At 70.8% G+C, this 15,509-nt stretch carries 14 protein-coding genes; 11 read left to right on the forward strand and 3 right to left on the reverse strand.

Annotated features, from left to right (window positions below):
* Position 1: 1 nt before the first annotated feature.
* Together ACIBVQ_RS36295 and ACIBVQ_RS36300 are read left to right on the forward strand one after the other, a co-directional pair.
* A complete protein-coding gene (locus tag ACIBVQ_RS36295) occupies positions 2-2,161 on the forward strand; it encodes an MMPL family transporter (RefSeq protein ID WP_399183176.1) in 2,160 nt (719 codons plus the stop codon).
* Positions 2,162-2,195: 34 nt separating this feature from the next.
* The gene (locus ACIBVQ_RS36300) at positions 2,196-3,638 is read left to right on the forward strand and encodes an alpha/beta hydrolase family protein (protein WP_399183178.1); all 1,443 of its coding nucleotides are present in this window, start codon (positions 2,196-2,198) and stop codon (positions 3,636-3,638) included.
* On the opposite strand, the gene ACIBVQ_RS36305 is transcribed toward ACIBVQ_RS36300, so the two are convergent.
* A complete protein-coding gene (locus ACIBVQ_RS36305; protein WP_399183180.1) occupies positions 3,635-7,315 on the reverse strand; it encodes a hypothetical protein in 3,681 nt (1,226 codons plus the stop codon). The genes ACIBVQ_RS36300 and ACIBVQ_RS36305 overlap by 4 nt on opposite strands.
* Before the next feature lie 313 nt (positions 7,316-7,628).
* Here ACIBVQ_RS36305 and ACIBVQ_RS36310 point away from each other — a divergent pair, with 313 nt between their 5' ends.
* The 8 genes from ACIBVQ_RS36310 (at position 7,629) to ACIBVQ_RS36345 (ending at position 12,399) form a co-directional block, all read left to right on the forward strand.
* Positions 7,629-7,961, forward strand: coding sequence for a hypothetical protein (locus ACIBVQ_RS36310; protein WP_399183182.1), 333 nt, complete (start codon positions 7,629-7,631; stop codon positions 7,959-7,961).
* A gap of 48 nt (positions 7,962-8,009) precedes the next feature.
* Positions 8,010-8,345, forward strand: coding sequence for a hypothetical protein (locus ACIBVQ_RS36315; RefSeq protein WP_399183184.1), 336 nt, complete (start codon positions 8,010-8,012; stop codon positions 8,343-8,345).
* A gap of 54 nt (positions 8,346-8,399) precedes the next feature.
* Positions 8,400-8,549, forward strand: coding sequence for a hypothetical protein (locus ACIBVQ_RS36320; RefSeq protein ID WP_399183186.1), 150 nt, complete (start codon positions 8,400-8,402; stop codon positions 8,547-8,549).
* A gap of 232 nt (positions 8,550-8,781) precedes the next feature.
* On the forward strand, positions 8,782-9,486 hold the full coding sequence (locus ACIBVQ_RS36325; protein ID WP_399183188.1) for a hypothetical protein: 705 nt from the start codon (positions 8,782-8,784) through the stop codon (positions 9,484-9,486).
* A gap of 102 nt (positions 9,487-9,588) precedes the next feature.
* Positions 9,589-9,882, forward strand: a complete 294-nt coding sequence (locus tag ACIBVQ_RS36330) for a hypothetical protein (RefSeq protein WP_352010184.1) — start codon at positions 9,589-9,591, stop codon at positions 9,880-9,882.
* Positions 9,879-10,967 (forward strand): WXG100 family type VII secretion target, encoded by a 1,089-nt coding sequence (locus ACIBVQ_RS36335; protein WP_352010183.1) that lies wholly within the window; start codon positions 9,879-9,881, stop codon positions 10,965-10,967. Before ACIBVQ_RS36330 ends, ACIBVQ_RS36335 begins: the two co-directional genes overlap by 4 nt.
* Before the next feature lie 22 nt (positions 10,968-10,989).
* Positions 10,990-11,631: an MBL fold metallo-hydrolase gene (locus tag ACIBVQ_RS36340; protein WP_352010182.1), complete on the forward strand. Its 642-nt coding sequence runs from the start codon at positions 10,990-10,992 to the stop codon at positions 11,629-11,631.
* A 60-nt stretch (positions 11,632-11,691) separates the two neighbouring features.
* The gene (locus tag ACIBVQ_RS36345) at positions 11,692-12,399 is read left to right on the forward strand and encodes an RraA family protein (RefSeq protein ID WP_399183191.1); all 708 of its coding nucleotides are present in this window, start codon (positions 11,692-11,694) and stop codon (positions 12,397-12,399) included.
* 19 nt (positions 12,400-12,418) lie between these two features.
* Here the strand turns inward: ACIBVQ_RS36345 and mnmA are convergent, their stop codons facing one another.
* Positions 12,419-13,489, reverse strand: a complete 1,071-nt coding sequence (gene mnmA / locus ACIBVQ_RS36350; RefSeq protein WP_362774276.1) for a tRNA 2-thiouridine(34) synthase MnmA — start codon at positions 13,487-13,489, stop codon at positions 12,419-12,421.
* Between the two features lie 55 nt (positions 13,490-13,544).
* Positions 13,545-14,708: a cysteine desulfurase family protein gene (locus tag ACIBVQ_RS36355; protein WP_362774279.1), complete on the reverse strand. Its 1,164-nt coding sequence runs from the start codon at positions 14,706-14,708 to the stop codon at positions 13,545-13,547.
* A gap of 111 nt (positions 14,709-14,819) precedes the next feature.
* On the opposite strand from ACIBVQ_RS36355, the gene ACIBVQ_RS36360 reads away from it, so the two are divergent.
* Complete coding sequence (locus ACIBVQ_RS36360; RefSeq protein WP_399183194.1) at positions 14,820-15,326, forward strand: TetR/AcrR family transcriptional regulator; 507 nt, start codon at positions 14,820-14,822, stop codon at positions 15,324-15,326.
* The last annotated feature ends 183 nt before the right edge of the window (positions 15,327-15,509 follow it).

A 15,509-nucleotide genomic window follows, 5' to 3' on the forward strand; every position in this document is an offset into this window, starting at 1 on the left:
CATGGCTGCTGTGCTGTACCGGCTCGGCCGGTTCTCCTTCCGCAGGCGCGGGCGCGTACTCGCCGCCTGGCTCATCCTGCTCGCCCTGCTCGGCGGGGCCGCCGCCGCGTTCTCCGGGCCGACGACCGACAACTTCACCATGCCCGGCACCGAGTCCCAGCGTGCGCTGGACTCCCTGCGGCGGCAGTTCCCCCAGGCCGGCGGCACGACCGGCACCATCGTCGTCGCCGCGCCCGAGGGCGGCAAACTGGACCCGGCCGCCCTCGCGCCGATCGTGCGTGAGGCGGCGGCCGTACCCGGGGTGCTGGCCGCGATGGACCCCTTCCAGGTCGGCGCCGTCTCCCCCGACGGCCGCCACGCGCTGGTCCAGGTCCAGTTCGACAGCCCTCTCGACAAGATCACCGACGCCCAGCGCGCGGCCTACGAACGGGCCGGGGCCACCACCCCCGGCCTGCGGGTCGAGCACGGCGGCGAGATCATGAAGGCCGAGGTCGAGATCGGCTCGACCGAGGCGTTCGGCGTCCTGATCGCCGCCGTCGTCCTCGTCGTCACCTTCGGCTCCCTGGTCGCGGCGGGCATGACGCTGCTCAACGCCCTGATCGGCGTCGGCGCCGGGATGGCGGGCCTGTTCTCCCTGTCCGGCGTGGTCGAGCTGAGCAACGTCGCCCCCGTCCTGGCGCTGATGCTCGGCCTGGCCGTCGGGATCGACTACTCGCTGTTCATCACCTCCCGCTACCGCCAGTACCTGGCCGAGGGCATGGAGGCCGAGGAGGCCGCAGGACGGGCGACCGGCACCGCCGGATCGGCCGTCGTCTTCGCCGGGGCCACGGTCATCATCGCCCTGGCGGGCCTGGCCGTGGTCGGCATCCCGTTCCTGAGCGTCATGGGCCTGGCCGCGGCGGCGACGGTGGCGCTGGCCGTACTCGTCGCGCTGACCCTGCTGCCCGCCATCCTCGGCTTCGCCGGCGCGCGGGTGCTGCCCCGCAGGCAGCGCGCGGGTGCGGACACGGGCACCGGCGACGACCGCGAGGCCATGGGTTTCCGCTGGGGACGGCTCGTCACCCGTCTGCGCGTCCCGGTGCTGGTCGTCGCCGTCGTCGTGCTCGGCGCGCTGGCCCTGCCCGCCAGGGACATGCGTCTGGCGCTGCCCGACGCGGGCACCGCCGCCGAGGGCTCGACGGCCCGCAAGGCGTACGACCTGATCAGTGAGGGGTTCGGCCCCGGCTTCAACGGCCGTCTGATCGCCGTCGTCACCGGTGACGACGCCCAGGCGACCGCGAACGCCGCCAAGCAGGCCGCGGGCGCCATCCAGACCACCCCGGGAGTGCTCGCCGTCACCCCGCCGCAGGCCAACGCCCAGGGCACGACCGCGCTGCTGACCGTCATCCCCAAGACGGGTCCCGCCGACGCCGCGACCGAGCAGACCGTGCGCGCCATCCGCGAGCGGATGAACGACATCCAGGGCGCCCGCGTCGCGCTCTCCGGCGTGACCGCGATCGGCATCGACATCTCGGCCAAGCTCGCCGACGCGATGCCCGTCTACCTGCTGCTCGTGGTCGGGCTTTCGATCCTGCTGCTCCTGCTGGTCTTCCGGTCGATCCTGGTCCCGCTGAAGGCCGCGCTCGGCTTCCTGCTCACGATCGGCGCCACGTTCGGCATCACCGTGGCCATCTTCCAGCAGGGGCACCTGGCGGACCTGCTCGGCGTCGGCAGGCCGGGGCCGCTGGTCAGCTTCCTGCCGATCCTGCTCATCGGCATCCTGTTCGGCCTGGCCATGGACTACGAGGTCTTCCTGGTCTCGCGCATGCGGGAGGACTTCGTCCACGGTGACACCGCCCAGCGGGCGACCGTGAACGGCCTGGGCCACAACGCCCGCGTCGTCACCGCCGCCGCGCTCATCATGACCTCCGTCTTCGGCGGCTTCGTCTTCATGCACGACCCGATCATCAAGTCCATGGGCTTCGCCCTGGCCGTCGGCGTGCTCATCGACGCCTTCGTCGTCCGCATGACGCTGGTGCCCGCCGTGATGTCCCTGCTCGGCCGCGCCGCCTGGTGGCTGCCCCGCCCCCTGTCCCGCGTGCTGCCCAACCTCGACATCGAGGGCGAGAGCCTCTCCCGGCGGTCGGAGGAGCCCGCACCGGCGGTGATCGGGGCCGGCTGAACGGGTTCACCTGGAACGGACGGGAGGCCAGGCCGTGCGGCCGCTTGAGTTCGTCGCGCTCGCGACCACGACATTGTCGTTCCTCACCCTGGCGCTGCCACGGCTGCGCGGGATGAGGCCGGTGAACCACGTGCCGCCCGTCGCGCTCCTGGCCGCCGTGGCGCAGGTCGTCGTCGAGGGCGCGCGCTGGCAACTGTTCCCCGCGTACGCGCTGGCCCTCTCGTTCTTCCTGGTGTGGTTGTGGGGACGGCGGCTCAGGGGCCTCCTCGGTGTGAGTCTCGGTGTCCTGGGACTCCTCGTCGCCCTCCCGCCACCCGTCGTCCTGCCGGTCTTCACCTTCCCCGAGCCCACGGGCCCGTACGGCGTCGGCACCGTGACGTACCACTGGACGGACACCTCCCGCCAGGAGACCTTCAGCGCCGACCCCGCCGCCCGCCGTGAGCTCATGGCCCAGGTCTGGTACCCGGCCGCGCGCTCCTCCGGCGGGGAGCGCGCGGCCTACGCCGAGGGCGTCGAGGCGCTCGCTCCGGCGCTGGCCAGGATGATCGACCTGCCGTCGTTCACGTTCGACCACCTGCGGTACGTGACGACGAACGCGAGGGAGTCGGTGCCGGTGTCCGCCGGCGTCCATCCGGTCCTCGTGTTCCTTGAGGGCTTCAACGGCTTCCGCCAGATGAACACCTTCCAGGTGGAGGAACTCGTCTCCCACGGATACGTCGTGGTCGCCGTGGACCACCCCTACATCGCGGCCTCGGTGACCTTCCCCGACGGCCGGCATGTCACCGGTTTCCGGAAGAACGAACTGAACGCCCTGGTACAGCAGAGCGTCAGCCCGGCGAGGACCGCCCCGACGTTCCAGGGCAGGTCCTATCCGGAGGGCATCGTTCCCTATCTCGTGCGGGACGTCTCCTTCGTCCTCGACCGGCTGACGGCGTTGAACGCCTCCGACCCCGAGCGCCTGCTGACCGGGAAACTGGACATGCGGCGGGTGGGCGCGTTCGGCGTGTCCCTCGGCGGCATCGTGGCCGGTGAGGCGTGCCGTACCGAGACACGGCTCGGCGCCTGCCTCGTCATGGACGCCCCGATGCCCGACGACGTCGTGTCCCCCGGGCTCGGGCGACCGGTGCTGTGGATCACGCGGGACGCGCGGACGATGCGGCAGGAGAGGTGGAACAAGGTGGACATCGTCCAGCACCAGACCTCCATGCGGACCGCGTTCGGCAACCTGAAGGGCGACGGCTACTTCGTCCAGGTGCCGGACATGTTCCATGTGAACCTGACGGACGTCCCCTCCTGGTCACCGCTGTTCCCGTACCTGGGGGTCACCGGCCCCGCCGACCCCGGGCGGGTGCACGAGATCGTGAACGCCTACTCGACGGCGTTCTTCGACAGGCATCTGCGCGGTTCTCGGGAACCCCTCCTCGATGGGCCGTCGAACCGCTACCCGGAGGTCGTCCTCCACCGTCGGCGACCCTAGGCACAGGTGGCCTGGTAGGGGTAGCCGGGGAAGTGGGTCGCCCATTCGGCCGGGCCGAGACCGTGGCCCGCCCTCTGGCAGACGGTCCGCGCGGCGGCCTCCGGGGTGAGGTCGTAACGCCGCAGGGGGATGTGCTCGCCCGCCACGTACAGGGTGTCACCGTCGAACGTCATCGCGGCGACGAATCCGCTCGGGGTGGAGATGGGCGCGCCGATCGGCTGCCGGGTGGCGGTGTCCCACAGCTGCACCGTGCCGTTGACCGTGCCCACGGCGAGGACGCTCCCGTCGGCGGAGAAGGCCAGGCTGCTGACCCAGCTCGACGTATACGGCGAGGCGGAGATCAACGCGCCCAACTGACGTCGTGCGGTGCCGTCCCACAGGGCGGTCCGTCCCGTCTCGTCGCCGACGGCCAGGAATCTGCCGTCGGCGCTGAAGGACAGCGCGCTCGCCGAGTGAAGGCCGCTCTCGCGCACGCCGGCGCGGCCGGAGACGAGGTCGACGACCTGCCCCCCGGTAGTGATCAGCAACCGCCCGGACGGAGCCAGGACGATCTTGCCGTTGACACCGGGGACCGTCGTGGTGGTGACGCCCCGGTTCAGGTCCCACAGGACGAGCGAACCATTCGTGGGCGGCCCGCTGACCAGCAGAGTGCCCGCGTCCCGGGTGTAGGCGACAGACGTGGCGCTGTCGAAGGGGCCGGCGCTGCCGGCGACGCGCCGACCGGCGAGGTCCCACATCCGGGCGTCGAAAGGTTCGAGGCGGGTGTCGCCGTAGGCCAGGACCGCTCCGTCGGGACGGAACGCCGCGGTCACGTGGCATTCCGGCATCATGGTGCCCATCTCTCGGCAGGGAACCGGAGGAGGCCCGGGAAGCCGTCGTCCGGTCCTGGTGTCCCGGAGTTCGACCCGATTCGGGTAGACGGTGACGAGTGTGTTCTCGTTAGAGCTGAAAAAGGCGGAGGTAGCGCTCTCGTCCCGCCAGTCGGCGTTGACGACGGGGTTCAGCTTCAGTGTCCTGACGGTCGCGGGCCACGAAAAGGCGTTGGATGCCCCGGCAAGATAGCGCGCCTGGCCCGCGGCCGGATCGACTCTGATGTCGAAGGCGCGTTCACCGGCCAACGGATGGCGGAACAGCGGAGCGTCCGGAACGCCGATCCGCCACACGAGGAGTTCGTCGGAGTTGGCCGTCGCGAGGAAAGCGCCGTCCGCGCTGAAACCGATCTCGTCCACGCCTGCTTCCTTGATGGCGGGGAGTTCTCTGCCCGACGGCAGATCCCAGAGCCGGATCTTCGTGCCGGTCGTCATCAACAGCCGCCGCCCGTCCGGGGACAGACGCAGGCTCTCCTCACGGCACTGATCGACGGAGGGCGTGGGCATGTTGGGGACGTCCGGCTCTCGGCCGGTCCTGAGGTCCCACACCCGCACCGGCGTGCCGGGCACGCAGAGGGCCATTGTCGTGTCGTCGGCGCTGAGCGTCGCGTCCGGGACATTCGATTCGGTCAGGTAGCGCCCGTTCTGCAACGCGCGCGACATCGCCAGGGTGGACGACCAATCGCCTGTTCGCCGGACGGGCCCTCCCTTTCTGCGAACGTTCACCTGCACGATCAACCGTCTGGCGGAAGCGTCCCAGACACGGACGCGATGGTGGGAGCCGTTCGCCTGGTAGGTGACGACGCGCCGTCCACTCGGGGCGACCTCCACTCCCCGGTTGGCGTCGTCGAGAGGCCGCGGGTCGCGTTGACCGGTCGTCATGTCCCGCAGCGTCACCTCGACCGTCTCGGAGGCCGCGGGGTAGTGCACGGGCAGCCAGAGTGGATCTCCCTGGCCCTTTCCCACGTTGCCCAGCCAGCGAGCCGGCCCCGGCGTGGTCGTGACGACCCGGTGGGTCTCCACGTCCCAGCGGACGACCTTGTCCGCGCCCATGCTGTACAGGAAGCGGCCGTCGGAGCTGAGCCAGCGCACGGTGTCGGACCCGGTGTCCGGATCGGTGAAGACCTCCTGCTGGGCCTGGAGGCTCGCCGTACGGAGGTTCGCCCGCGTCTCGGGAAGGTCGGCCAGGCGCCAGGCGGCCAGGCTGAGCCGCATGGACAGCTGCGGGTCGGTCTGGCGCAGGCTCGCGGCATAGCCGGCGGCGCGGCGGGCCTGCTCCTCGCGTTCCTGCCGGTCACGTACGAGATTCTGCTGCCAGACCAGCGAACCCGTGATCACCATGGCGGTCGCCAGCACACCGATGAGGAAGGCGCGCAGCCTGCTCCTGCGGCGTTCGCCATGACGCCCCTCCGTACTGGCGGTGAGGAAGTCCCGCTCCAGCGGGGTGAGCTCGCCGGCCCGTTCGGCGAGGTGCGTGCGCGCCAGCGACAGGCGCAGCCCCCGGTAGAGGCCTCCGGGGTCGCGGGCGTGCGCCTGCCAGGCGTCGGCCGCCTCGGTGAGGCGGCGGTGCACGCGCAGGCGTTCACGGTCCTCCTCGACCCAGGAGCGCAGCCGGGGCCAGGCGGTCAGCAACGCCTCGTGCGCCAGATCGGCCGTTTCGTCGTCGATAGTGATCAGACGGGCGCACGCCAGCCGTTCCAGCAGCAGGGGGCCGGGGTCGTCCGGGCCTCCGGTGACCAGTTCGGCGCGCCCGGCCGGGCGCCGGGTGTCCTGCGCGCCCGCCTCTCCCGGGGTGACCAGGCGCAGCAGCAGGTGGCGAAGCCGTTCCCGCTGCTCGGGGGTGAGTTCCTCGTAGAGTTCCTCCGAGGTGCGGGCGACGGCGCCGTCTATGCCTCCCGCCGCCTCGTACGCCTCGACGGTCAGGGCCTTGCCGTGGTGGCGCCGCCAGGTCTCCAGCAGGGCGTGCGACATCAGCGGCAACCCGCCCGGCTGCCCGGCGACCTCGTCGAGGATCCGGGTGGTCAGTTCGCGTTGCACGATCAGTCCCGCCGCCGTGGCGGGTTTGACGATCGCCTCACGCAGTTCGGCCGGGCTCATCGGGCCGACCGGGACGGTGGCGTCCCTGACGGCCTCGACCAGGTCCGAATGGTGGGTGAACTGGCCGAAGAAGTCGGCACGTACGGCCAGCACCACCCGGGTGCGCCGGTCGTCGCGTCCGGCGGCCATCAGCGCGTCGACGAACCTCCGGCGCTCGGCCGGGTCCTCGCACAGGGTGAAGGTCTCCTCGAACTGGTCGATCACGAGCACGTCGGCGGCGTCGCCGGGCAGTCGCGGGTGCGCGCCCGGTGTCAGGACCCGTACGGCGCGCCCGCGCAGGGCCGGCACCAGTCCCGCGCGCAGGAGAGAGGACTTGCCGCTTCCCGACGGGCCGACGACCAGTACGAACCGGTGCGCCTCCAGCAGCGTCACCAGCCGCTCTACCAGCGCCGACCGGCCGAAGAAGTAGGCCTGGTCCTCGGTCTCGAACCTCGCCAGTCCCCGGTACGGCGCCCGCTCGGGCTCACCGTTCCTGGCCGCGTGTTCCCGCTGGGCGGACCGGGCCTCCTCCCACCTGGCCCGCCACTCCTGAGCGTCCCCGCCGCACGCCTCGACGTAGGCCAGCGTGACCGGCAGGGTCGGCAGTCTGTCCCCGGCCGCCGCCTGGGCCAGCGTGGCGGCTGAGAAATACGCGCGCGCCGCCATGGCGCGGTAGGTCGGGCCACCCGCCTCCTCACGTAATTTGCGTAACTCCACGGCGAATGCGGCCACCGGACCATCGGTGGGATCGACCGGCCGTTCCCGGCGCCCTGCGCGTTCCCCCAACTTACTCTCCCCGAATGTGACTAATTCCCATCAGAAACGGCAAACCAGCACAAAATACACAGCCACATCGGGTCAATCAAGTTTGTCTGCAGTGACGAACGAGGGTTCCGGACAATTCCCGGGCCGCCGAGACTCGAAGCCGTAAGCCCCCGGCCTGCGAAAACACCACGGCCGGGGATATCCGATGCGTTTCAGCCGGCGCGCCATTCGTTTTCGAACACATCCGCGCCGCAGAGGCAATGCGACGAAAGAAGCACGCATGAAAAAGAAGATCACGGTCGGTCTGGTGGCGCTCGCCGGCGCCGCCGCGCTGATCGCGGGGCCCGCCGCCGGCGCGGCCACGACGGCGAGCGGCACGGCCGGCAGCGCGGCGGCCTGCAACGTCCAGCACGAGCCGTGGTACACCATCGGCGGATACCGTCACGTCCGCCTCCAGAACGAGTGCAACTCGAAGAGGACGGTGTGCATCGCCATTCCCGACCGGCCCGCCTGGTTCCCCATCCCCCGCTACACCCTCAACGCCTATGAGTGGCGTGACGTCGCCTACGCCCCCACCTCGATCAACCAGGGAAACAGCGTCTATTACTGCTAGTCCGTTTCACCGCTCCTCACCAGCACACATCTCAGAACAGGGGAAAACATGACGGCAAGAAGCAGGATCGTCGCCGCGGCCGCGATCGCGGCGCTCGCGTTCACCGGCACCGGAATGACGGCCGGCGCGGCCTCCGCCTCCTCAACCGGCGCGGCGGCCTGTGGCGTCCAGCACGGGGAGTGGTACTCCTCGGGCACCACCAACAAGGTGGACGTCTACAACGAGTGCAGCACCGGAAAGTACGTGTGCGTCGAGATCCCCTATTGGGCGGACTACGGCCCCAAGTACATACCTGGCCGGACCACCGTCACGCTGCTCTACGCTCCCATCGTCGCTCCTGAGGGAAGGTCCATCTACTACGCCGCGTCCTCCAGCAGCTGTTAGAACGCCGACCCGCGCGAGGCGTCCGGCCTCGCGCGGGAACCGGTACCGGAAGGGGTGACCGAGCGCCCGGGCGAGGACGGCTCACCGCCGCCCGGGGTGCCGGTGGCCGAGGTCATGGCGGGCCGCAACAGGGGCCGGATCTGCCAGACCCCCAGGCCGCGGCACCGGCGGCCGCCCCGGCGCGATGAGAACGGCCCCGCGTGAGTGGCCGATCGACATGCGCGGCGACGGACAGATTCGGCGAAGCGGGCCCACCTCCCCCATGAAATTGACGGGCTTTGTCAGAAAGACCAGGGAACAGGCGATTGATTTACGGTTCTTTCCGTTCTCGTTGCCGCCGAACGAAGGCCTGAACCGGTGGCCACCAAGAAGATCAAATTGTGCGCCTCAAAGGGCACAGGGGAACCACCGAGGACAACGCGAGGAAACCTGATCCATGAATGTCAAACGCCTCATGTTCACCGCCGCCGTCGCCGCCGCCCCACTGCTGGGCGGTCTACCGGCCTCGGGCGCGCAGGCGGACGACGCCCTGCTGACGACGACCCCGTCGACCGTCTCCCCCACCGCCGGTGGCGACGTCGCCTTCGCCGTCGAGGGCCGGTCCTTCCCCTCCCTGATCAAGGTCGCCGTCAACAGCACGTCGCTGAACTCCTCGTGTGAGGACACCAACCTCAGGCGGGTCGTCCTGCGGGCCGACCGCAACGGCTACTTCAACCTCGTCGGGGCGGCCCGTGGGTGCGTCAGCGGCGTCTACCGGGTCGAGGCCACCGAGCTTGAGTCGCCCTACCGCACCTACTTCGCCAGAGTGACCATCGGCCATCCGCTGCCCGGCACCGGTGTCCCCGCACTCAGGACCACCCCGGCGACCGCCGACGCCGACGGCGACATCGCCTTCGTCGTCAACGGCTACGGCTTCGCCGAGAAAGGCTACGTCCGGTTCACCAGCAACGGCCTGAACGAGGCCTGCATCGCCACCAGTCTCAGGGACGGCACCCGGCTCAGGGCGGACAGCAACGGCCGCTTCGCGCTGCCCGTGCTGGGCAGGGGGTGCGTCCCCGGCCGCTACCAGATCGAGGCCACCGAGCTGGTGACGCCGTACCGGACCTACACCACCACGGTCGCGATCACCCCGGCCAAGTAGCCCACCTCGGGCGGCCCTCACCCGGTGCCGGGAGGGCCGCCCCGACACATTGAGCGATCTGCCCCTTATGATCGATTAGCCGGTCTCGCATAGGGGGTAGAAGTGGCGGGGATCGACTACAGCTACGACGCGCTTGAGCAGTGCCGTACGACCGTGCACGAACTGATGAAGAACTTCGGCGAACTGGGTGGTCCGTATCCGGCCAAGACGACCGACTCCACCATCTTCGGCAGGCTGACCGACTCATCCGCCCTGGCCGAGTTCCTCGACGGGATCGAGAAGACGGTCGACGGGGAGCTGACGAACGTCACCGGCAAGCTCAAGGACGTCGAGCGCGCCCTGAACGACATCGAGGACAACGTCCGTACGGCCAACCGCGCGGGCGGGGAGCGGTGACCGCGGACACGACCGAGGCGATCTCCGGTCTCCCCGGCGGCGGTACGCTCTCCGACCTCCTGAACAAGGTGAACGCCGACGCCGACGCCGTCAGCGCCGTCGCGACCCGCTGGCGTGGTACGGCGGGCAAACTCAACGAGCACGCCGGGCGGCTCGGCACCGTCGTCAACGCGGTCAACGACGCCTGGCAGGGCGAGTCCGCGGACGCCTTCGACACCTACATGCGCAAGTACGGCCGCGCCGCGGAGGCCCTGCACGACGCGCTGGCGGGCTGCGCCAACACCCTCGACACGGCGGCCGGGGTGCTGCGTGGCGCGGAGGCGAAGGTCCGCTCCATCTGCTCGACCCTCCTCGACGACGTGTCCGCCTACCGCACGGCCAACCCGAAGGCCGAGGAGAAGGACCTGCAGCCGCACATCACCTCGCTGGTGAACGGCGCCGTCACCGGAGCCCGCCCCCACATGGAGGCCGCCGACAAGGCCGTCACCCAGGCGCTGGCCGCCGTCAAGAAGCACATGGCCGAAAGGAAGATCTCCTTCGCCGACATCCCGGCCCCCCTCGACCAGACGTTCGTACCGGGCGCCGGCCGTACGGTCGTGTGGGAGAGGACGGTCGGCTACCGGCCGCACCTCGCGCCGCACGGCGACACCGGGACACCGAACCCGGTCGCCTCAGGAGGTTACGGGCCGAGCGGCGCGCCCCCGCCCGGTGGCGGCCCCGCGCCGACCGGGAAGCTCAAGGAGTGGATCGACCAGGCGCTGGAGATCCTCAGGTCCCACGGCTACCCGCCGGAGAAGATGAACCCCGCCGACATCGCCATGATCATCCAGCACGAGTCGGGTGGCAACCCGCACGCGATCAACCTCTGGGACTCCAACGCCGCCGCGGGCACCCCGTCCAAGGGGCTGATGCAGACCATCGACCCGACCTTCGGCAGCTACAAGCTGAGCGGGTACGACGACATCTACAACCCGGTCGACAACATCATCGCCGGGGTCCGCTACGCGATCAGCCGTTACGGCTCGGTCTCGAACGTGCCCGGCGTCGTCGGCGCCAAGACCGGCACCGGCTACGTCGGCTACTGAGCGGCCTGCCTAGGCTGGGACGATGAAGCTGACGAAGTTCACGCACGCGTGTGTCCGCCTTGAGAAGAACGGCTCGGCCCTGGTGATCGACCCCGGGGCCTTCAGCGAGGAGTCAGCCCTCCAGGGGGCGCGGTCCGTGCTCATCACCCACGAGCACTTCGACCACGTGGAGGTGGAACGGCTGCGCGGGGCGGCCGAGGCCGAGCCGTCACTGGAGATCTGGACCAACGAGGCCGTGGCGGCCGACCTGACTGACGTCCCGGCCAAGATCCACGTCGTACGGCACGGCGACACCTTCGACACGGCGGGCTTCGCCGTACGGGTCGTCGGAGAGTGGCACGCCCCCAACCACCCGGACGCGCCGATCGTGAGCAACGTCGGTTTCCTGGTGGACGAGGAGGTCTTCTACCCCGGCGACGCGTTCACCCCGCCGGAGACCGAGGTCCCCACCCTGCTCGTGCCGACCAACGCGCCATGGCTGAAGCTCTCCGAGACGGTGGACTACCTCCGCCAGGTCCGCCCGGCCAGGGCCTTCTCCACCCATGACGGCCTGCTCAACGACGTCGGCCTCGGCCTCGTCGACAGGTGGCTGGCGATGGAGGCCGACAAGCAGGGGGCGGAGATCCGCCGCCTCGCGCCGGGTGAGTCCGTCACCCTGTCCTAGCCGGGGGTCCGGCCCTACCGTGGGAGGCGACGTGATCTCCCCGGCGAGAGGAAGGGCGGCATGGACCCCAAGGAGCTCCGGCGGCGGTTCGAGACTCTGACCACCGCGCATCTGACGGACGGCTGCCTGCGCGCCGGGGTTGCGGTGCGCTGCGCCCCGGCGGGCACCCGCTCCGCGGTGCCCGGTGGCCGTCTGGCCGGACGGGTGTGCCCGGCCAGGCACGCGGGCAGCGTCGACGTCTTCCTTGAGGCGTGCGAGCTGTCCGCGCCCGGTGACGTGCTCGTCGCCGACAACGGGGGACGGCTCGACGAGAGCTGCATCGGTGACCTCGTGGTCCTTGAGGCCCGGGCCGCCGGGCTCGCGGGGGTCGTGATCTGGGGGCTGCACCGCGACACGGCCGACATCCGGGCGATCGGGCTGCCGGTCTTCAGCCTGGGTTCGATCCCGACCGGCCCCCTGAGCCTGGACGAGCGTCCTGAGGGCGCGCTGGAGTTCGCCACCGTCGGGGAGTGGACGGTCGGCCGCGACGACCTGGTCCTCGGCGACGACGACGGCGTGATCTTCATCCCGGCCGGACGCGCCGAGGAGGTGTTCACCCGCGCAGAGGCGATCCGCGACGTCGAACGGCGTCAGGCCGACCGCATCCACGCGGGCACCTCACTGCGCGAGCAGGTGGCCTTCGGCGCCTACCTGGCAGGACGCGCCGAAGACCCCTCCCTGACCTTCCGCGCCCATCTGCGCGCGGTCGGCGGAGCCATCGAGGAGTGACCTTCGCCTCCCGCGAAGGTCACACGGCCCTGGCGATCGTGGCGGATCCGATCACGGTGTCCTCCAGGTAGAACACGGCGGCCTGGCCCGCCGCGACCCCGGTCGCGGGGGTGTCCAGTGCGACGTGGACCTCCTCGCCGGACACCTGGATGCGGCAGCCGTACACCTCACCGTGGGCCCGGAGCTGGACCGTGCAGGCCAGCGGCTCGTACGGCTCGGCGACGGGCCCGTTCCACACCGGGCGCACGGTCTCGACGGAGGTGACCTCAAGGGCCGAGCGCGGCCCGACGGTGACCGTGTTGGAGACCGGCTCGATGGACAGCACGTAGCGCGGGCGCCCGTCGGGGGCGGGCCGGTCGATGTGCAGGCCCTTGCGCTGGCCGACCGTGAAGCCGTAGGCACCCTCGTGGCTGCCGACCACCTCGCCCGAGGCGTCCACGATCGGCCCGGGGGCCGTGCCGAGACGCCTTTCGAGGAAGCCCCGGGTGTCGCCGTCGGCGATGAAGCAGATGTCGTGGCTGTCGGGCTTGTCGGCCACCATGAGCCCGCGCCTGGCGGCCTCCTCGCGCACCTGGGCCTTCGTCGAGTCGCCCAGCGGGAACATCGCGTGGCCGAGTTGTTCCCTGGTGAGCACGCCGAGCACGTAGGACTGGTCCTTGCCCTCGTCGGGGCTGCGGCTGAGCACGCCGTCCACGAGCCGGGCGTGGTGGCCGGTGGCCACGGCGTCGAAGCCGAGCGCGAGGGCCCGGTCGAGGACCGCCTCGAACTTGATCTTCTCGTTGCAGCGCAGGCACGGGTTGGGCGTACGGCCCGCGGCGTACTCGCTGACGAAGTCCTCGACCACGTCGCGTTGGAACCGTTCGGCCATGTCCCAGATGTAGAAGGGGATGCCGATCACGTCGGCGGCCCTGCGGGCGTCCCGGGAGTCCTCGATCGTGCAGCACCCTCTGGCGCCGGTGCGATGCGACTGCGGGTTTGCGGACAGGGCGAGGTGGACGCCGGTGACATCGTGACCGGCCTCGGCGGCGCGGGCCGCCGCCACCGCTGAGTCGACGCCGCCGGACATGGCGGCAAGCACGCGAAGTCTCATAACACCCCTGAGCGTACCCGCGTGGGAGCCCTCTCCGCCGGGCCGGGCGGCGCCGTCAGATCAGGCCCGCCCGGCGGGCGCGCTCGACGACGCCCGCGATGACGCCGGTGACCCTGTCCACATCGGACGGCGTCGAGGTGTGCCCGAGGGTGAAACGCAGCGAACCACGTGCCCTGACCGCGTCGGCGCCCATGGCGAGCAGGACGTGGGAGGGCTGGGCGACGCCCGCCGAGCACGCCGAGCCCGTCGAGCACTCGACCCCCTTGGCGTCCAGGAGCATGAGCAGCGCGTCGCCCTCGCAGCCGGGGAAGGAGAAGTGCGCGTTGCCGGGGAGCCGGTTGGCCGGATCTCCGTTGAGGATCACATCGGGTACGGCCTGGCGGATCCTGGCGACCAGGTCGTCACGGAGCGCGGTCAGCCGGGCGGCGGTCTCGGCCTGCCGGGCGACCGCGAGCCGTACCGCGGCGGCCATGCCCGCGACCGAGGGGGCGTCGAGGGTACCGGAGCGCACGTCGCGCTCCTGCCCGCCGCCGTGCAGCACGGGGACCGGGTCGATCCCCCTGGCCAGCAGCAGCGCGCCGGTGCCCATCGGGCCGCCGACCTTGTGCCCGGAGAGCGTGAGGGCGTCGACCCCCGAGTCGGCGAAGACGACGGGAAGCTGCCCGATGGCCTGGACGGCGTCGGTGTGGAAGGGGATGCCGTGGTCGCGGGCGATCGCGGCGAGCACCCTGACGGGCTGTATGGTGCCGACCTCGTTGTTGGCCCACATGACGCTGACCAGGGCGACGCTGCCGGGGTCGCGCTCGATGGCGGCGCGCAGGGTGTGCGGGTGCACCCTGCCGTACTCGTCCACCTCAAGGGACTCCACGACGGCGCCCTGGTGGTCGCCGAGCCAGTGGGCCGGGTCGAGCGCGGCGTGGTGCTCGACGGCGCTGATCAGGATGCGGTTGGCGCCCTTGGCCCTGCGCGACCAGTAGAGGCCCTTGATGGCGAGGTTGTCGGCCTCGGTACCGCCCGAGGTGAACACGACCTCGCTGGGCCGGGCGCCGAGCGCCTCGGCGATGCTCTCGCGGGCCTCCTCGACGACCTGGCGCGTACGGCGGCCCGCGGTGTGCAGTGACGACGCGTTGCCGACCCGCCCCAGCTGAGCCGTCATCGCCTCTACCGCTTCGGGAAGCATCGGCGTGGTCGCCGCGTGATCGAGATAGGCGGACTCCACTGCCGCACTTCCCTTCCCCAGATCGTTTGTCCCTTCCAAGGGTATCCGTGCCCGGCGGGAAGCCCATCCTCGGTTTGACCACTGTACCGTCCGGACGGTACAGTCCTCTGCATGAGGCGGGAGGAGTTGCTGGACGCGGCGGAGGGTCTGCTGTGCGACCAGGGCTCCCAGGCGCTCACCCTGGCGGCCGTCGCCGAGCGCGCGGGCTGCAGCAAGGGCGGGCTGCTCTACCACTTCGCCACCAAGGAAGCCCTGATCAAAGGCATGGTCGAGCGGCTGATCGAAGACTTCGACCAGCTCGTCGCCACCCAGGGCCACGACACCTACACAAAGAACTATCTGCACGCCACCTTCGCCGCCGTGCGCAGTGGCAGGCTGCGACGCTGGGCCGTGGTCACCGGCGCCTCGGGCAACCCCTATCTGCTCGCCCCCCTGCGTGAGGCGATGGCCCGCTGGCACCGTGAGGGGCTCGACACCGAGCCCGACCCCACGACCGCCCAGATCGTGCGACTCGCCTGTGAGGGGCTGTGGGACGTGGCCACCCACGACCCCGCCCTCTACGACGACGAGCGCCACGCCGAGCTGAAGCGGCGTCTGCTGGCCCTGCTGCCCGCCTGACGGCCGGGCTCCCGCGCCGCCCACGGCGCTCGCGCTCCCCCGAGAACACTGGCGGGGGGGGGCGCCGGGGGGGGCGCCCCCCCCCCCGGGGGGCCCCAACGGGTAAACTAGAAAAACAAAATTTTTGTGGGGTTATTTTTTTTGCCCCCCCACGAGGACACCCCCCCCACCGCCGCAGCAACA

Origin of the sequence: Streptosporangium sp. NPDC049376 (assembly GCF_044466505.1) — a bacterium.
In the GTDB taxonomy this organism is placed as follows: Bacteria; Actinomycetota; Actinomycetes; order Streptosporangiales; family Streptosporangiaceae; genus Streptosporangium.

What these genes read in the sequence shown, in the direction of transcription:
- ACIBVQ_RS36345 (WP_399183191.1), top strand. Translation starts at nt 11,692, where the DNA reads ATGGACCCCAAGGAGCTCCGGCGGCGGTTCGAGACTCTGACCACCGCG.
- mnmA (WP_362774276.1), bottom strand. Translation starts at nt 13,489, where the DNA reads ATGAGACTTCGCGTGCTTGCCGCCATGTCCGGCGGCGTCGACTCAGCG.
- ACIBVQ_RS36315 (WP_399183184.1), top strand. Translation starts at nt 8,010, where the DNA reads ATGACGGCAAGAAGCAGGATCGTCGCCGCGGCCGCGATCGCGGCGCTC.
- ACIBVQ_RS36295 (WP_399183176.1), top strand. Translation starts at nt 2, where the DNA reads ATGGCTGCTGTGCTGTACCGGCTCGGCCGGTTCTCCTTCCGCAGGCGC.
- ACIBVQ_RS36310 (WP_399183182.1), top strand. Translation starts at nt 7,629, where the DNA reads ATGAAAAAGAAGATCACGGTCGGTCTGGTGGCGCTCGCCGGCGCCGCC.
- ACIBVQ_RS36360 (WP_399183194.1), top strand. Translation starts at nt 14,820, where the DNA reads ATGAGGCGGGAGGAGTTGCTGGACGCGGCGGAGGGTCTGCTGTGCGAC.
- ACIBVQ_RS36340 (WP_352010182.1), top strand. Translation starts at nt 10,990, where the DNA reads ATGAAGCTGACGAAGTTCACGCACGCGTGTGTCCGCCTTGAGAAGAAC.
- ACIBVQ_RS36325 (WP_399183188.1), top strand. Translation starts at nt 8,782, where the DNA reads ATGAATGTCAAACGCCTCATGTTCACCGCCGCCGTCGCCGCCGCCCCA.